This window comes from Gordonia lacunae (genome assembly GCF_002149015.1).
In the GTDB taxonomy this organism is placed as follows: domain Bacteria; phylum Actinomycetota; class Actinomycetes; order Mycobacteriales; family Mycobacteriaceae; genus Gordonia; species Gordonia lacunae.
On record NZ_NGFO01000002.1, the window covers coordinates 120,062 to 137,402 of the forward strand.

Here is a 17,341-nt window from a genome sequence, read left to right on the forward strand (position 1 = left end):
GATTCACCGGTGAGCGGACTAGCGTCGTAGCCCATGAGCAGCGACGCCCGGCCCCGGTCGCACCGGGTCAACCTGACGGTCTTCCTCGCCTCGGCCGTCATCGTGGTCGCCTTCGCCGTGTGGGCGCTGGCGGCACCGGCGGCGGCCGAGTCGACGATCAACGACGTCCGCGATTTCATCACCCGGTGGTTCGGCTGGTGGTACTTCATCCTCGCGACCGCCATCGTCGGTCTCGTGGTGTTCCTCGGCCTCAGCAAGTACGGACGCTACCGACTCGGGCCCGAGGAGTCGCGCCCGGAGTACAGCCTCTTCACCTGGACGTCGATGCTGTTCGCCGCCGGTATCGGCATCGATCTGATGTTCTTCTCCGTCGCCGAACCCGTCACCCACTTCCTCAACCCGCCGACGGGTCTCGCGGAGACCAACGCCGCGGCGCGCGAAGCGGTCACGTGGACGGTCTTCCACTACGGGGTGACCGGGTGGGCGATGTATGCGCTGATGGGTGGCGCGCTCGCCTATTTCGCCTTCCGGCACAACCTCCCGCTGACGATCCGCGCGGCCCTGTACCCGATCTTCGGCAAGCGTGTCGAGGGGCGGTGGGGCGACGCGATCGACGTCGCGGCCGTCCTGGGCACCATCTTCGGCATCGCCACCTCGCTGGGAATCGGCGTCGTGCAGCTCAACTTCGGGCTGAACGAGATCTTCGGGATCGAGCAGGGCAAGGCCGCCCAGATCGGTCTCATCGTCCTGGCGGTGGTCATCGCGACTGCGTCCGCGACGTCGGGCGTGGACAAGGGCATCCGACGCCTCTCGGAGATCAACGTGATCCTGGCGATCTGCATGCTCGTCTACATCACGGTCGCCAAGGACGCCGACTTCCTGCTCAACGGGCTCGTCCAGAACGCGGGCGACTACGTCTCCACGTTCGCCGACCGGACGCTCGACACCTTCGCGTGGGACCAGGTGAACCCGCCGCCCGGCAACGACGCCCGCGCCTTCGTCGACGGTTGGACCCTGTTCTTCTGGGCCTGGTGGGTGGCCTGGGCCCCGTTCGTGGGACTCTTCCTCGCGCGCATCTCGCGGGGACGCACGTTGCGCCAGTTCATCTTCGGCGTCCTGGTGGTCCCGTTCAGCTTCATCCTGGTATGGATCTCGATCTTCGGGAACAGCGCCCTGCAGGTGGCCCGCGGCGATGCGGACTTCGCCGAGACGACGGCCTCCACCCCCGAGGCCGGGTTCTATTCGCTGCTCGAGCAGTATCCCGGTTCGACGCTGCTCATCGGGATCGCGACGATCACCGGCCTGCTCTTCTACGTGACCAGCGCCGACTCCGGCTCGCTCGTGATGGGCAATTTCACCAGCCGCCTCGACGACCCGATGGCCGATTGCGCCCGCTCGCTGCGCATCTTCTGGTCGGTGGCGATCGGATTACTCACCCTGTCGATGCTGTTCGCGGGCGGCGGCGACGGGTCCATCCTGACCCTGCAGGCCGCGACGGTGATCATGGGCCTGCCGTTCTCGTTCGTCCTCGGACTGATAGGTGTCTCGCTGCTTCGCGCGGTCCGCAACGAGTCGGTGAAACTCGACAGCTTCCGGACCACCTTGCCGAAGGTGATCGCCGTCGGGCGCGGCCCAGCCGAACACGGCAGCTGGCGGCAGCGACTCATCGGCACCCTGCGCTTCCCCGGCCCGGCCGCCACCCGAAAGTTCATCGGGGCCAACGTTGTCCCGGCGATGACCGAGGTCGCCGAGCAGTTCAACCGTGAGGGGATCGCCGCGACCGTCGACGAGTCGGCCGAGAACGAAGGGCTGCCGTCGCCGCGCCTGCTCGTCGAACTCGCCGAGGTGCCCCGTTTCGAGTACTGCGTGTGGCCGGTATCGGCACCGACCCCGACGTACGCGGTCCGGACCCAGCGTTCCGACGATCGTTACTTCCGATGCGAGGTGTACCTCACCGAGGGATCGCAGGGGTACTCGCTGTCCGGGTACACCCGCGACCAGATCATCGGCGACATCCTCGACCAGTACGAACGTCATCTCGGCTACCTGCATCTGCGAGACGCCGCCGCGGACCACCACGACCCCGAACCGGCACCGGGCGCCGACGACGGTACCGTGCCCGACAGCGACACGGACATCCCCGACAGCAGTTCCGAAGGAGCACCGGTTCGATGAGCGAGACCCTCTACATCGACGGCCGCTGGCGGCCGGCCGCGTCCGGTCAGACCCGCGAGATCCGCTGTCCGGCAGACAACTCGGTCGTCGGTGTGGTGGCCGAGGCCGGCGTGGCCGACACCGAACAGGCGATCGCGGCGGCGCGGCGCGCCTTCGACGCCGGCGACTGGAGCGCCACACCGGCCGCCGAACGTGGCGACCTCCTGCTGCGTGTCGCGGGCCAGATCGACGAGCGCCGAGACGAATTCGTCCGGGCCGAGACCCTCGACACCGGCAAACGGCCGTACGAGTCCGACCTCGACATGACCGACATCGCCAACTGCTTCCGGTATTTCGGCAAACTCGCGGCCACCGACGCGGGTCGCGTGGTCGACACCGGATCACCCGATGCCGATTCCCGCATCGTCTACGAACCGGTCGGTGTCTGCGGACTGATCACGCCGTGGAACTACCCCTTGCTGCAGGCAGCCTGGAAAGTCGCTCCGGCGCTCGCAGCGGGAAACACCTTCGTCCTCAAACCCGCCGAGCTCACCCCACACACCTCGATCCTGCTGATGCAGGTACTCGAGCATGTCGGTCTCCCGGCGGGCGTGGGCAACCTCGTCCTGGGCGCGGGTGCCGAGGCCGGCGCTCCCCTGTCCTCGCACCCCGACGTCGACCTCGTCTCGTTCACCGGAGGTCTGGTCACGGGCCGGGTCATCGCCCGGGAGGCGTCGGCAACGGTGAAGAAGGTCGCGCTCGAACTCGGGGGCAAGAACCCGAACGTGGTGTTCGCCGACGCATGTGCCACCGACGACCTGCTCGCCGCCGCGGTCGACAACGCGCTCAACGCCGCGTTCCTGCACTCGGGCCAGGTGTGCTCGGCCGGAGCGCGACTCATCATCGAGGAGTCCGCACACGACCGCTTCGTCGACGAACTCGTCCGCCGCGCGGAACGAATCCGGCTGGGGCTCCCCTACTCCGAGGGCACCGAGACCGGTCCGCTCATCTCGGCGGCACACCGCGACAAGGTGCACGCCTACGTCGAGCAGGCCCGTGCGGACGGCGCCGTCATCCGCACGGGCGGCGGCTTCGCCACCGGCGATGCGGGATCGGGCAGTCTCGACGACGGATGGTTCTATCTGCCCACCGTGATCGATCGCGCCGACCGTTCGATGGCCTGCGTGCACGACGAGGCGTTCGGACCCACGGTCACCGTCGAGACCTTCGCCACGGAGGACGAGGCCGTGACCCTGGCCAACGACACCGTCTACGGGCTGGCCGGTGCGGTCTGGTCGGCCGACGCGGCGCGCGCCCGCCGCATCGCCGGACGGATCCGGGCCGGAACGGTGTGGGTCAACGACTTCGGGCCGTATCTGCCCGAGGCCGAGTGGGGCGGGTACGGCCAGTCCGGCTTCGGTCGGGAACTCGGTCCGTCGGGACTGGCGGAGTATCGCGAGGCCAAGCACGTCTACGAGAACCTCCGACCGGGGGTCACCGGGTGGTTCGCGAACCGAGACGATCGGGAGGATGAGCAGTGAGCGAGACCTACGACTACGTGGTCGTCGGCGGCGGCTCCGGGGGTGCCGTGGTGGCCTCGCGGTTGTCCGAGGACCCCTCGGTCACGGTGTGCCTGCTGGAGGCGGGTCCGTCCGATGTCGGCGACGACGCGATCCTCCGGCTGGACCGGTGGATGGAACTCCTCGAATCCGGTTACGACTGGGACTATCCCATCGAACCGCAGGCGAACGGCAACGACTTCATGCGCCACGCCCGGGCCAAGGTCCTCGGCGGGTGCAGTTCGCACAACAGCTGCATCGCCTTCTGGGCGCCGCGCGAGGACCTGGACTCCTGGGAACGCGACTTCGGCTGCGCGGGATGGGGTTCGGCGGAGTTGTACCGGCTGTACCCGCAACTCGAGACCAACGACGCGCCGGGCGCGCATCACGGCCGCAGCGGACCCGTCCACGTCATGACGGTGCCGCCGAGCGATCCGTGCGGCGTGGCCCTGCTCGACGCCTGCGAGGCGGTCGGCATCCCGCGGGTCGAGTTCAACAGCGGTTCGACGGTTGTCAACGGCGCCAACTTCTTTCAGATCAACCGGCGGCCCGACGGCGTGCGGGCGTCGTCGTCGGTGAGCTACCTGCATCCACATCTCGAACGCCCGAACCTCACCGTCCGCACCGGTTCCTGGGCCAAGCGAGTGGTGATCGAGAACGTCGACGGCGGGCTGCGCGCCGTGGGCGTGGACATCACCGACAACGCGTTCGGCCGGACGACACGGATCCAGGCCCGGGGCGAGGTCATCGTGTCGGCGGGCGCGATCGACTCCCCGAAGTTGCTGATGCTCTCCGGGATCGGGCCGGCGGACGACCTGCGCGAGCACGAGATCGAGGCCCTCGTCGACGCGCCGGGGGTCGGTGAACACCTGCAGGACCACCCCGAGGGAGTGATCGGGTTCGAGACCACGAAGCCGATGGTCCGCCAGTCGACCCAGTGGTGGGAGGCGGGAATCTTCACCACCGTCGACGCGGGTCTGACCCGGCCGGACCTGATGATGCACTACGGCAGTGTGCCGTTCGACATGCACACTCTTCGCCAGGGCTACCCGACCAGTGACAACACCTTCTGCCTGACACCGAACGTGACGCACGCCCGGTCGCGGGGCACCGTTGCGTTGCGCTCCCGCGACTTCCGCGACAAGCCGCGCGTGGACCCCCGGTATTTCACGGACGTCGAGGGCTACGACATGCGGATCATGATCGCCGGGCTACGCAAGGCCCGCGAGATCGCCGCCGCCGAACCACTGTCGACGTGGATTGCGCGCGAACTGTATCCGGGCCCCGACACCACGAGCGACGCCGAACTCGCCGACTACATCACCCGGACCCACAACACCGTCTATCACCCGGTGGGCACTGTGCGGATGGGCCCACCCGACGACGAGTTGTCTCCGCTCGACCCCGAGCTGCGCGTGAAAGGCGTTGCGGGCCTGCGGGTCGCCGACGCATCGGTGTTCCCCGAACACACCACGGTGAACCCGAACCTCACCGTGATGCTCGTCGGCGAGCGCTGCGCCGAGCTCGTGCGCGCGGACAGCTGACACTAGGTCGCGAACGAGTCGACGATCCGCTCGAGCACCGCGGCGACCTGCTCGGTGGCGGCCGCGCGGTCGTCCGCCGCGGCGACGTAGAGTGCCGCCTCGTCGAGCGCGCCGATCGCGACATGGGCCAGGGGGCGGGTGGGCTGCTCGACCGCCTGCCCCGTCGCGATCGCCGCCGCGATCAGTCCCTCGACCAGAGCGAATCCGAATTCCTCACCGCGAGCCCGCCATTCGCTCCAGCCCAGGACCGATGGCGCGTCGACCAGGGTGATGCGGTGCACTTCGGGCTCGGTGCACAGCCGCAGGAAGAGGCGCATGCCCGACTTCAGCGCGGCGAGCGGGTCGTCCGCGGCGCGCTCGCCGACGTCCGCGGCGATCTGCGCGACGATCGACTGCTCCACGTCGTCGTAGACGGCGACGAACAGCCCTTTCTTGTCGTCGAACTGGTGATAGAGCGCACCGCGCGTGACCCCGGCCTCGGCGACGATCTCCTGGGTGCCGACGTCGGCGAAGCCGCGTTCACCGAAGAGCATGCGTCCGGCGGCGATGAGCGCCGCGCGGGTGGCCGCGGTCCGCTCCGCCTGGGTACGACGATTGACTTTCATACAGTTTGCACGTAACTTTCATACTCAGTGTTCGTAAGTCATCCGAGTCTACGAGAAGCGGGTTTCGCCATGGCAACTGCACCGCGGACGGCCACACGCCCACCCACCCCGCTACCGACCGTCGACTTGCCCTCCGGCGTCGTCGAGTACGCCACGTACGGACCCACCGACTCCGCGCACCCGCCGATCGTCTTCGTCCACGGCGCCGTCGTCGACCATCGGTTGTGGGAACCGACCGCACTCCTGCTCGCCGAACGCGGATTCAGGTGTTGGGTCCCCCTCATGCCCCTGGGGTCCCATCGGATTCCGCTCGGGCCCGCCGCGGACCGGTCACCGCGCGGGATGAGCCGGCTCCTTCGCGAGTTCGTGGACCGCTTCGACCTGTCCAGCGCGACCCTGGTGGCCAACGACTCCGGTGGGGCGATCACCCAGTTCGCCCTCGACGACGACCCGCGATTCGTCGGCCGGCTGGTGTTCACGAATTGTGATGCGTTCGATCTCTTCCCGCCCCAGCCGTTCCGCCTGTACTTCGCGCTGATGAAGAACCGTGCGTTGCTGAAGCCCCTGGCCGAGGCGATGCGACTGCGCGCACTGCGGCACTCCGCGCTGGGGGTCGGCCTGCTGCTGAACGATCCCGACCCCGAACTCACCGGCTCGGTCTTCGAGCCCCTGCAGGGGGACGCGCGCATCCGCGACGACTTCATCGCGTTCCTGCGCGGCATCAGTCCGGCCGAACTGGCGGAGGTCACCCCGCGGATGTCTGGGGTCGACCTCCCGGTCCGCCTGGTGTGGGGACGCGACGATCGATGCTTCACCCCGGCGCACGGACGCCGCCTCGCCGCGGTCTTCCCCGGGGGCGCCCCGTTCGTCGAGGTTCCCGGCGCACGGACGTTCGTGTCCCTCGACCAGCCGCAGGTCGTCGCCGACCAGATCGCCGAGCTCACCGTCGGGGACCTCGCCTCGCCCTGATCGGAAGGACGGCACGAAGCGGGCCGGACGCAAAGAAATTCCGTCACCGGCGTCGGATTCCCGGGCCCGGGCGCGACGATGGAGATGTGAGCAGCGACCAGTCGGTTTCTTCGGCCCGGGGACCAGAGGGATTGCTGGCGGTCTACGACCAGGCACTGCCGGAGGTGTACGGCTTCGTCGTACGCCGCTGCACGGATCGTCGAACCGCCGAGGACGTCACCTCCGAGACCTTCCTGGCCGCGATGGACTCGGTCCGACGACGCCGTGAAACCGAACCGACCATGCCGTGGCTGATCGGGATCGCCCGGCACAAGCTCGCCGACCACTGGCGACGCGCCCAGCGCACCCCGGAGCCCGTCGACGATCTACCCGACCGCGGCGACGACCCCTGGGACGCCGAACTCGACCGGATGGTCGCCCATCACACCCTCGGCCAGCTGTCGCCGGTCCATCAATCGGTGCTGACGCTGCGCTACGTCGACGATCTCCCCGTCGCCGAGTGCGCAGAGATCCTGGGTCGCACGGTCGGCGCGACCGAGGCGCTTCTCACCAGGGCCAAGCGCGCGTTCCGTGCCGCCTATCCCGAAACGCAACCCCAGCCCAGCGGGAGAGGAGGTCACGCATGAGTACCCGGAACAGCTCGCGCTTCGACGCGACACGAGATCCGCTGCACGTCCTGAACGCGGCGCACACACCCGGCTTCGACGATCCCGTTCGTCCCGACCGCGATTTCGCCACCGCGCTGCGTGATCGCCTCGAGCGCGGGGCGACACTACCCGAAGGAGTCGTCATGGCCACCGCAACACAACTCGAGGCACCCGAGGCCGTCCCGTCCGACGCGTCCGCCCGGCCGGCACCGACGGTCGAACGTCCCGGCGCGCTCCCCTATCTCGTCGTCGCCGAGCCGCAGGCCGCGATCGACTGGTACGTCGACGCGCTCGGCGCACGGTTGCGCGGCGAACCGATCGTGATGTCCGACGGCGTGATCGGTCACGCCGAACTCGAAGTGGGCGGCGGCGCAGTCTATCTCGCTGCCGAGTTCCCCGACCTCGGACTCCGCGCACCCGAACCCGGGGCGGTCTCGGTCAGCCTGATGGTGGCCGTCGACGACACCGACGGCGCGGTCTCGACGGCCGCCCGTGCCGGCGCCGCGGTCACCCGCGAGCCGTACGAGGCCCACGGCACCCGTACGGCGGTCATCGTCGACCCGTTCGGACACCGCTGGATGCTGAGCGGGCCGTCGAAGATCACGACCGCCGAGGCGGTCCACCAGGGCGACGTGGGCTACATGTCCTTGAACACGCCCGACGCCGCCCGCGCCCGACGCTTCTACGGCGACGTCCTCGGCTGGGAGTTCGACGCCGAGGGAAGGCGGGTCACCAATGTCGGCCACCGCCTCGGCATCTTCGAGACCGACGGCGCGCCGACGATGTTCTGCGCGTACGCCGTCGACGACCTCGAGGCGGCCCGTGAGCGCATCGTCGCGGCTGGCGGGCAGGGCGAGTTCGGCGCCAGCCCCGACGGGCACCGCGTGGTCGACGCGGTCGACGACCAGGGCGTCCGCTTCGCGGTCTACGCCGCCGAGCCCGGCGACGTCCGGCCGCAGGCACATCCGCGCGATCCAGGGGCCATGACCTACCTGACGGTGTTGACGCCCGACAGCGGACGCTTCCGCGCGTTCTACGGGTCGGTGCTCGGTTGGACTTTCCACGGCGGGCGCATCGACGACGGCTGGGAGGTGGACGACTCCCGGCCGCAGGTCGGTCTCGCGGGTGGTGCCGACAGCTCGGTGGCGGTGCCGATGTGGACGACCGGCGATGTCGTCGCCGCGGTCGAGCGCGTCCGCGCCGCGGGTGGCACGGTGCTCGACGAACCGAGCACGGCGCCCTACGGCATCTCCGCACGATGCACCGACGACCAGGGGGCACAGTTCTACCTCGGCCAGTTGTTCTGAGTTCCTGCCATGGGGCGCCGACTCGGCGCAACCAGCAGCGGGTCACCAAGTGGCTTCGACTCCGCGCCTCGCGTCGCTCGGTGCCGGCTCAACCAGCGGAAACGGCACACCCACCACCCGCCGGCCGAGCTTGTCGAGGTCACCCCACGAGCCGAGCCCACCACCCGCCGGCCGAGCTTGTCGAGGTCACCCCACGAGCAGTCCGACGACCAGCACCGCCACCGCGGCGGTGGTCAGCACGGAACGCACGATGTTCCACGGCACCCAGACGGCGGTGAACCGCGTCCAGACCCGCGCCGCCTCGTCGCCGCGCACAGCGCCCGCGGCGTCGAGGCGGTTGTTGGCGGGGACGTTGACGGCCATCGTGATGACGACGCCGAGCGCGGTGAGGATCGTCGCGGCGAGGGCCCACCAGCGGAGCCCCGATCCCCAACCGGCCCAGACGGTCAGCGCGCCGAACACCACGCCGCCGCCGAAGATGACCGCGAAGAGCGGGTTGAGGATGGCGCTGTTCATCCGCTGCATCCCCGCGACCGCCACGTCCGCACCGGCGCGGGTCAGACCGGGGATCACGGCGTAACCGAATCCCGCCAGCACACCGGCACTCAGTCCGGTGGTCAGAATCGTCAGGGTCACCATCACATCGCGCAGCAGGTCCATGGGAACAGTCCAGCGCTTCACGCTCCGGAAATCCATGACCGGACCGGCTGATTCCGGCTCGGCCGTCCGGCTCCCGATTCCGAAGCGGCCACCACCGTCGTGGTTGACTCTTACCCATGTCCTCTCGCTCTCGCGTCCGGGCCCTGTCCGCGCGTCTGCCGTTCGGCATCGGGACCGTCGTCGTCGTCCTGTGCGCCGCGTTGGTCGTGACCGGCGGCGTGGTGCTCGCGAGCGGCGACGCCCGGACCGACGACGGTGAGTACGCCTATGGTGAGCTGCGCGGATACGAACGGGAACCGGGCACCGCGTGGACGATCGTCGGCCAGGAGGATCTGCCCGACTACACCGACGAGGTCACCATCGAGATCGCCGACATCTCCGACGAGGGATGGCTCATCACGTACCCGTCCGGATTGGGACGCTCGTTCGTGATGGTGGACCGGCGCACGGGAAAACTGCTGTGGGACAGCCCCATCAACGCGGGTCAGGGCGACTGCGCGGTCAACGAGGCGGGCCAGGTCGGTTGCGCGGTACAGCTGGGCACCCCACTCGAGGACGGCTTCTACCTCGTCGACGACGCCGGGGTCCCGACCCGCACCGCGGAGTACCTGGACACCAAGGCCGTCGAAGGACTCGGCACCAATTTCCTGCGTGTGAACCGAGTCGGGCACCAGGTCACACTCAACACCCCGGCCGGCAAGAGCATCTGGGCGCGGACCTTCGCGGCGCCGATCGTCGGCATCGACGTCACCGGTGACATCGTGATCATCAAGACCGCCGACGCCAGTCAGCATCTGGTCAACCCGGCGACGGGGGAAGACCGTATCGGCTGTGACCAGTGCTCGATCAGGCTGTACCCGAGCGGCGTGACCGTCGACCATCAGGCGTACGGCGAGGAGAAGGTCGTCACGTACGCGACCGTGAACGGACGGGTCGACGCCGATCCGGTCGCCGAGGCCGACGGCCTGCGCGTGCTGCCGGGACCGTCGACCCTGCCGGTGCTCAACGCCGCGAACCGGGTGTTCGCCGCCGAAGGGCAGTACGAGGTGCGCGATCCGGCGCGACCCGGCGCGCTGTGGCAGATCCGCGACGGCGAACTGTCGAAGGGCAACGCCGTCGCGTGCGGTTCCCTCGTCGACTTCGGCCGTCTCGACGGTTCCCGGACGACGTACGAGCTCGCCGACGGCACGCACATCGGCAGCGGACCGCCGCCGGGTCCGCAACAGCCGATCCTCGCCAACCCGCGGTGTGTCGGCTCCAGCGGCACCACCATGGTCCTCGTCAACCAGGGAGTGCTGACCGGGCTCACTCCGGCCAACACAGCGGCCTGGGAACGCGGCCTGTCATCTCCCGGGCTCGTCCGGGTCGTCGACGGATACATCGTCGTCAGTGAGGGCAGCACGCTGTCGATGCTGCGTCCGAACTGATCCGCCTGCCGTCCCGATCCTTGCGCGATCAACCATTCTGTGGGCCGTTTCACAGGCGTTGCCCAGCCTCGGGCCTCACCTGCGAAGACACAGATCGCTCTCCACGTCCAGACCTCACTTGATCACGACAAGGTAACGCTTTGCTCACGGCCGCGTGTACGGTCGGCTCGGTTCCGCAAGCACGAACCACGAGATGTACACGCGAGGTCGATCAGTTTTGGGTAAGCACTCCAAGCCACGGAAGAGGTCCCGCACACCGTTGTGGGCCACCGCTCTCCTGCCGGTGGGCGTTCTGGCCGGCGCGGCCACCGCCGGCGCCGAGCTCTCCGGCCACACGATGGCGCCGACGCCGGTGTCGGCACCCCAGCCCGCCTCCGAGGCCACCACCACGCCCCCGTCGGTCACGCCGGCCGTCCGGGCACATCCCATCGCGCCGACCCCGCCGCCACCACCGGTCCGTCCGGCGAGCGTGACGACCGGCGCGGTCCCGGTGACCAACTACGACGCCTACGAGTCCGCCGCGAAGGCCGTCACGAGCACTCACCCGCGCTGCGGGATCGACTGGAAGGTGATCGCCGGAATCGGTCGCGTCGAGTCCCATCACGCCGACCAGGGCAACGTGAACCCCGACGGCGTGCTGCGCAGTGCGATCTTCGGTCCGCGACTCGACGGCTCCCTCGCCGGCAACCAGGTCGTCGGTGACACCGATGGCGGCGAACTCGACGGCGACCCGGTCTACGACCGCGCGGTCGGCCCGATGCAGTTCCTGCCGTCGACGTGGAAGATGTACGCCGCCGACGGAAACGGTGACGGGAAGTCCGACCCGCAGAACATCTTCGACGCCGCGTTGACCACCGCGAACTACCTGTGCGACGAAAACCTCGACCTGCGGGACTCGTCCTCACTCGTGACCGCCGTGCTGCGGTACAACAACTCGATGGACTATGTGAACAAGGTTCTCGGTTTCGCCCGCGAATACTGATCCCCGCGCTCCCGGAGGAGCGCAAGCGACGACCGACCCCTGCTCCCTGAGGAGCGTCCGGAGCTTGCGGAGGGCGCGTCACGAAGGGTCCGGCGACCGAGGTTGCGAAACCCTTCGTGACGCTCGCAAGCTCGCTCCTCAGGGAGCAGAATGACGCTCGCAAGCTCGCTCCTCAGGGAGCAGAATGACGCTCGCAAGCTCGCACCTGCAGGGCAGGGTTACGCGCTTCTTTCGGGTTCGGGAGCGGGGGACGGCGGCTCGCCCCGCTCGCGACCGTCAGTCCTGCGTCAGAAACGCTTGCAGCGCGGCCGAATACATCGGCACGTCGTCGGCGCCCATGAGCTCACGCGCGGAGTGCATCGCGAGCTGCGGCGCGCCGACGTCGATCGTGGTGAGACCCGTGCGTGAGGCCGTGATCGGACCGATCGTCGACCCGCACGGCAGATCAGCACGGTGGACGTACCGCTGCATCGGCACCCCCGCGGCATCGCACGCGAGCGCGAAGATGGCCTCCCCCACCGCATCCGACGCGTAGCGCAGGTTCTGGTTCACCTTGAGCACCGGGCCGCCACCGATCGAGATGCGGTGGCCGGGTTCGTGCCGTTCGGGATAGTTCGGGTGGGTCGCATGCGCCATGTCGCCCGACAGGCAGACACTCGCGGCCATCGTGCGGAGAAAATCTGCGCGTGATCCACCGCGCGCCAAGACGATCCGTTCGCAGATCGAACCGAGGAAGTCCGAGGCGGCACCACGCTCGGAACCGCTGCCGACCTCCTCGTGGTCGAACAGCACCAGCATCTTCGTGCTCGCCGACGACCCGGCGTCGAGCATCGCCCGCAGACCGGAGTAGCAGGTGCCCTGGTTGTCCAATCGGGGTGCGCTGAGCAGGTTGTCGTCGGCACCGATGATCGCCGACGGCGCCACGTCGTGGGTCATGAGTTCCCAGCCGAGGAGCGCGTCCGGATCGATCCCCGCATACTCCGACACCCAACCCAGGATGTCGGGCACCTCGTCACCGAGCCCCCACACGGCGTTGACGTGCCGTTGCGGGTCGAGCGAGACGCCCTTCCGGTCCTCGGACAGATGGATGGCGAGCTGGGGCACCCGCACGATCGGCTCGGTCACGTGGACCAGCGTGTGCGCCACCGAATTCCCCGACCGGTACGCGAGGCGGCCGGAGAGGCCGAGATCGCGGTCGAGCCAGGAGTTGAGCCAGGCGCCGCCGTAGGGTTCGAGCGCGATCATCGCAACCCCGGCCGACGAACGGTCGGGATGCTGTTTGAGCCGCAGGTTGGGGCTGTCGGTGTGCCCGCCGACGATGCGGAAGGCTCCGGTCTGCCCGGTCTCCCACGCGATGATCGAGCCACCGCGGATGACGTAATGCCGCGCCGACGGCGCTGTCAGGTCGACTCCCGCCCAGTCCTGGTCCTCGAAAAGCCGGGTGTAGCCGGCACTCTCGAGTTCACGGGCCACCGTCGCGCAGACGTGGAACGGCGACGGCGACGCATCGACGAACTCGCCGAGCCCGCGCGCGGTCGCACTGGTCGGAATCCGGGCGGACGCACTCATCGGCGAAGCTGCGCTCACGCCGAGGCGAGGACCGAGTCGATCGCCGAGTAGAACAGTCCGAGACCGTCGTCGCTGGGACCGGTGAGCGGCTCCGTCGCGTGCTCGGGGTGCGGCATCAGACCGACGATCCGCCCGTCGGGGCTGGAGATCCCGGCGATGTCGAGGGACGACCCGTTGGGGTTCCGCTCGGGGAACCGGAACACGACGAGCCCCTCACCCTCGAGCTCCTCGAGCTTGCGCTCCGACGCGACGTACCGACCTTCGCCGGACTTGAGCGGGATGAGGATCTCCGCCCCCTGCTCGAAGCGGGTCGTCCACGCCGTGGTGTTCGACTCGACGCGCAGCCACTCGTCGCGGCAGATGAAGTGCAGGCCCTCGTTGCGGGTCAGGGCACCCGGCAGCAACCCCGCCTCACAGAGCACCTGAAAACCGTTGCAGATGCCGAGGATCGGCATTCCCTTGCCCGCGGCCTCGACGACCGATCCCATCACCGGCGCGAAGCGGGCGATGGCACCGGCACGCAGATAGTCGCCGTAGGAGAATCCGCCGGGCACGATGATGGCGTCGACGCCCTTGAGGTCGGCGTCGCCGTGCCACAGAGCGACCGGCTCGGCGCCCGCGAGCCGGACCGCGCGGGCGGCGTCGACGTCGTCGAGGGTGCCAGGGAAGGTGATGACCCCGATGCGTGCTGTCATGTGTTGCTCTCTACTCCGCGACGCGCGAGACGTTGAAGTTCTCGATGACGGTGTTGGTCAGGAGTTCTTCGGCGATGCGCTCGAGGGTCGTGTCGTCGACGGTGTCGTCGACCTCCAGCTCGAAACGCTTGCCCTGCCGGACGTCGCCGATACCGCTGAACCCGAGCCTGCCCAGGGCGCCGACGATGGCCTGGCCCTGGGGGTCGAGAATCTCGGCTTTGGGCATCACGTCGACCACCACTCGCGCCATGGACCGCTCCTCAATGTCTGCTGGTCGGTTGTCGCCTGATCGGTGCTCTCCCGATCAGTTCACGCCGGTCAGCTTACCGGGTGCGCCAAATCGGCTCAGAGCACGGATTCGATGGCGGCGATGACCGTCGGGTCGGTGGGCTCGGTGCGCGGACGGAAGCGGTTGACGACCTCCCCGTCGGCGTTGACCAGAAACTTCTCGAAGTTCCACTGGATGTCGCCCGCCTCGCCGTCGGCGTCGGCATGCCGGGTGAGTTCGGCGTACAGCGGGTGGCGATCGTCGCCGTTGACATCGGTCTTCGCCAGCAGGGGGAAGGTCACACCGTAGGTGGCCGAACAGAACGTCGCGATTTCCTCGGCGGTACCCGGCTCCTGGCCCATGAACTGGTTGCACGGCACACCGACGACGGTGAGTCCTTTGTCCCCATAGGTCTTGGCGAGTTCCTCGAGCCCGGCGTACTGGGGTGTGAGGCCGCACTTGCTGGCGACGTTCACCACGAGGAGCGGTCCGCCGAAGTCGTTCAGCGAGACGTCGGAGCCGTCGAGGGCGGAAACCGGGATGTCTTTGATGTTGGCCATGGACGCCAGATTAGACGGCGCCCGCCGGATACTCCGGAGACGTGGGTCACAGCCCTGCGCAGCGTATGCCCAAGCTCACGCTTAATTGCGTTCCTGCAATAGTTGCATTCGGGTTAGCATCTTCGGGTGTCCGGAGAATGCAGGTCGTACAGCGGTGCCGATGAGTCGGTGAACGCTGCGTCGACGGCACTCAACGCCTTCCTCGAGCGGCTCATCGACCTGGGCCGGCCCGAGACACTGGAGAGCCTGGCAGCCACCGACATCACGTTCTCTCAGTTGCGCATCCTCTCCGCACTCGCCTGCCAGCCCGGCCCGATGTCGGTGAACGCCATCGCCGATCAGGTACAGCTGTCCCTCGCAGCCGCGGGCCGGACAGTGGACAAACTGGTCGGCTGCGATCTCGTCGACCGTCGCGAGGACCCGTCCGACCGTCGGGTCAAGCGCATCTCCCTCACCGACGCGGGGCGGCGCTACCTCGAGACCCATCTGGCCGTGAAGCGCGGGACCATCCGGCACTTCATCGCCAATCTGCCGGCAGACATGCGGGACAACCTCTGCGCGGCGCTGCGCCCGATCGTCGACGACGCCGTCGACCATTTCTGTCTGCCCTCCGACGGACGGCAGGCCTCATGACACCTCGTCTCGACCTCGACTCCCTCTGATCCCCTGACCGCCTCTCTCGACCCACCTGGGTCGAACGAGCCCGACAGACGATCCGCCGCGGGTCACCGTGGCACGCCGAATTTCTCGCCCGACCGATAGGAACACCCGAATGACTTCATCCACAGGTGGTCACCTGCACGACGGCCCCCCGGACACCAAGCTGGACCGTCACGTCCTGTTGGTCGCCGGCGTGGTCGTGCTCGGTGCGATCATGTCGATCCTCGACGTCACTGTGGTGGCCGTCGCGCAGAACACCTTCCAGCAGGAGTTCGGCACCGACGCCGCCGGCGCCGCCTGGACGGCGACCGGTTACACCCTCGCCCTGGCTGCGGTGATCCCGCTGTCGAGTTGGGCCGCTTCACGTTTCGGCACCAAGAAGGTCTACCTCGTCTCCCTGGTCCTGTTCACCCTGGGATCGGTGCTGTGTGCCCTGGCGCCGAACATCGGGATGCTCGTCGCGTTCCGCGTGATCCAGGGACTCGGCGGCGGCATGCTGATGCCCATCGGCATGATGATGCTGACCAAGGCGGCGGGCCCCGAGCGCGTCGGCTCGGTCATGGCCGTGCTCGGCATCCCGATGCTCCTCGGCCCGATCTCGGGTCCGATCCTCGGCGGCGTCCTCATCGAGCAGCTGAGCTGGCACTGGATCTTCCTGATCAACGTCCCGATCGGCATCGTCGCCCTCGTCTACTCGTGGATCGTCCTGCGCGACGACGCCGAGACCAGCCGGCCCTCGATCGACGTCGTCGGTCTGCTGCTGCTCTCGCCGGGCCTCGCACTCTTCCTGTTCGGCATCTCCTCGAGCGCCGAGCACCGGACCTTCGTGACGGCCTCGGTCCTCGTGCCGACCATCATCGGGGCGATCCTCATCGGCGCCTTCATCGTCCACGCCCTGCGCAAGAAGAACCCGCTGCTCGACCTGCGGCTGTTCACCAACCGCACACTCAGCATCTCGGTCGCCACCATGGTGCTGTTCATGATCGCGTTCTTCGGTGCGGCACTGCTGTTCCCGCAGTACTTCATCGGTGTGCGCGGCGAGTCCACGCTGGCCGCGGGCCTGCTACTCGCCCCGCAGGGTGTCGGCGCCATGCTGACCATGCCGATCGCCGGTCGCCTCACCGACAAGATGGGGCCGGGCAAGTTCGTGCTCGTCGGCATCGTTCTGATCGTGCTGGGCCTGAGTACGTTCATGTTCCTCGGTGCGGACACGTCCTACTGGCTGATCTGTGGTTCGCTGTTCGTGCAGGGTCTCGGCATGGGCATGACGATGATGCCGATCATGTCCTCGGCCCTGGCCACCCTGAAGAACTCCCAGGTTCCCGACGGCTCGACGCTGCTCAACGTGATCCAGCAGTCGGCGACCTCGATCGGTACCGCGGTGATCTCGGTGATCCTGGCCAGCAGCCTCGCGAGCCGGCCCGAGGCGGGACTGGCGATCATGGCCAACACCTCCGACGCACCGTTGCCGCCGGGAGTGCCGGATCCGCTGCCGCAGTCCTTCTTCGAGACCGCCGCGGACGTGTTCTCCAACACGTTCACGATCTCGGTGGTCCTGATCGTGCTGACGCTGATCCCAGCGTTCTTCCTGCCTCGCAAGAAGATCGCCTCGCAGCTGACCGAAGAGGACATGGACCGCGGACCGATCATGATGCACTGATCACCCTCTCCCCGCTGGTTGAGCTCTCCCCTGCTGGTTGAGCTTGTCGAAACCCGAAGCCCCGTTCGACTCGGT

16 protein-coding genes are annotated in these 17,341 nt (G+C 68.3%); 10 read left to right on the plus strand and 6 right to left on the minus strand.

Features of this window, described 5'->3' with window-relative positions:
* The first annotated feature begins 33 nt into the window (after positions 1 to 33).
* Genes betT through CA982_RS02365 form a run of 3 tightly spaced genes read left to right on the plus strand, consistent with a single transcriptional unit; the run spans position 34 to position 5,257 of the window.
* Positions 34 to 2,175 carry a choline BCCT transporter BetT gene (gene betT, locus CA982_RS02355; RefSeq protein ID WP_086533740.1) on the plus strand — a complete coding sequence of 714 codons (2,142 nt, stop codon included), beginning with the start codon at positions 34 to 36 and terminating at the stop codon, positions 2,173 to 2,175.
* The gene (locus tag CA982_RS02360; RefSeq protein WP_086533741.1) at positions 2,172 to 3,695 is read left to right on the plus strand and encodes an aldehyde dehydrogenase family protein; all 1,524 of its coding nucleotides are present in this window, start codon (positions 2,172 to 2,174) and stop codon (positions 3,693 to 3,695) included. Before betT ends, CA982_RS02360 begins: the two co-directional genes overlap by 4 nt.
* On the plus strand, positions 3,692 to 5,257 hold the full coding sequence (locus CA982_RS02365) for a GMC family oxidoreductase (RefSeq protein WP_086533742.1): 1,566 nt from the start codon (positions 3,692 to 3,694) through the stop codon (positions 5,255 to 5,257). The genes CA982_RS02360 and CA982_RS02365 overlap by 4 nt, the downstream gene beginning before the upstream one ends.
* Before the next feature lie 2 nt (positions 5,258 to 5,259).
* Here the strand turns inward: CA982_RS02365 and CA982_RS02370 are convergent, their stop codons facing one another.
* A complete protein-coding gene (locus CA982_RS02370) occupies positions 5,260 to 5,862 on the minus strand; it encodes a TetR/AcrR family transcriptional regulator (protein WP_086533743.1) in 603 nt (200 codons plus the stop codon).
* Between the two features lie 69 nt (positions 5,863 to 5,931).
* Between CA982_RS02370 and CA982_RS02375 the strand changes: the two genes are divergently transcribed.
* The 3 genes from CA982_RS02375 to CA982_RS02385 all read left to right on the plus strand — a co-directional run bounded on the left by CA982_RS02375 (position 5,932) and on the right by CA982_RS02385 (position 8,785).
* On the plus strand, positions 5,932 to 6,831 hold the full coding sequence (locus CA982_RS02375) for an alpha/beta fold hydrolase (protein ID WP_086533744.1): 900 nt from the start codon (positions 5,932 to 5,934) through the stop codon (positions 6,829 to 6,831).
* Positions 6,832 to 6,917: 86 nt separating this feature from the next.
* Complete coding sequence (locus CA982_RS02380) at positions 6,918 to 7,457, plus strand: RNA polymerase sigma factor (protein ID WP_244176103.1); 540 nt, start codon at positions 6,918 to 6,920, stop codon at positions 7,455 to 7,457.
* Complete coding sequence (locus CA982_RS02385) at positions 7,454 to 8,785, plus strand: VOC family protein (RefSeq protein WP_086533746.1); 1,332 nt, start codon at positions 7,454 to 7,456, stop codon at positions 8,783 to 8,785. Before CA982_RS02380 ends, CA982_RS02385 begins: the two co-directional genes overlap by 4 nt.
* Positions 8,786 to 8,971: 186 nt before the next feature.
* Here the strand turns inward: CA982_RS02385 and CA982_RS02390 are convergent, their stop codons facing one another.
* Complete coding sequence (locus tag CA982_RS02390) at positions 8,972 to 9,445, minus strand: anthrone oxygenase family protein (RefSeq protein WP_086533747.1); 474 nt, start codon at positions 9,443 to 9,445, stop codon at positions 8,972 to 8,974.
* 116 nt (positions 9,446 to 9,561) lie between these two features.
* Here CA982_RS02390 and CA982_RS02395 point away from each other — a divergent pair, with 116 nt between their 5' ends.
* Complete coding sequence (locus CA982_RS02395) at positions 9,562 to 10,872, plus strand: PQQ-binding-like beta-propeller repeat protein (RefSeq protein WP_086533748.1); 1,311 nt, start codon at positions 9,562 to 9,564, stop codon at positions 10,870 to 10,872.
* Positions 10,873 to 11,089: 217 nt separating this feature from the next.
* A complete protein-coding gene (locus tag CA982_RS02400; RefSeq protein WP_086533749.1) occupies positions 11,090 to 11,854 on the plus strand; it encodes a lytic transglycosylase domain-containing protein in 765 nt (254 codons plus the stop codon).
* 276 nt (positions 11,855 to 12,130) lie between these two features.
* On the opposite strand, the gene CA982_RS02405 is transcribed toward CA982_RS02400, so the two are convergent.
* The 4 genes from CA982_RS02405 to CA982_RS02420 form a co-directional block, all read right to left on the minus strand.
* Positions 12,131 to 13,423, minus strand: coding sequence for a M18 family aminopeptidase (locus CA982_RS02405; protein WP_086533898.1), 1,293 nt, complete (start codon positions 13,421 to 13,423; stop codon positions 12,131 to 12,133).
* Positions 13,424 to 13,437: 14 nt separating this feature from the next.
* Entirely contained in the window at positions 13,438 to 14,118 is a 681-nt protein-coding gene (gene purQ / locus CA982_RS02410) for a phosphoribosylformylglycinamidine synthase subunit PurQ (RefSeq protein WP_010844202.1), read from the minus strand.
* Between the two features lie 10 nt (positions 14,119 to 14,128).
* A complete protein-coding gene (gene purS, locus CA982_RS02415) occupies positions 14,129 to 14,368 on the minus strand; it encodes a phosphoribosylformylglycinamidine synthase subunit PurS (protein ID WP_010844201.1) in 240 nt (79 codons plus the stop codon).
* Between the two features lie 95 nt (positions 14,369 to 14,463).
* Positions 14,464 to 14,946: a glutathione peroxidase gene (locus CA982_RS02420; protein ID WP_086533750.1), complete on the minus strand. Its 483-nt coding sequence runs from the start codon at positions 14,944 to 14,946 to the stop codon at positions 14,464 to 14,466.
* Between the two features lie 126 nt (positions 14,947 to 15,072).
* Between CA982_RS02420 and CA982_RS02425 the strand changes: the two genes are divergently transcribed.
* Positions 15,073 to 15,579 (plus strand): MarR family winged helix-turn-helix transcriptional regulator, encoded by a 507-nt coding sequence (locus tag CA982_RS02425; RefSeq protein WP_086533751.1) that lies wholly within the window; start codon positions 15,073 to 15,075, stop codon positions 15,577 to 15,579.
* Between the two features lie 139 nt (positions 15,580 to 15,718).
* Entirely contained in the window at positions 15,719 to 17,266 is a 1,548-nt protein-coding gene (locus CA982_RS02430) for a DHA2 family efflux MFS transporter permease subunit (RefSeq protein ID WP_086533752.1), read from the plus strand.
* The last annotated feature ends 75 nt before the right edge of the window (positions 17,267 to 17,341 follow it).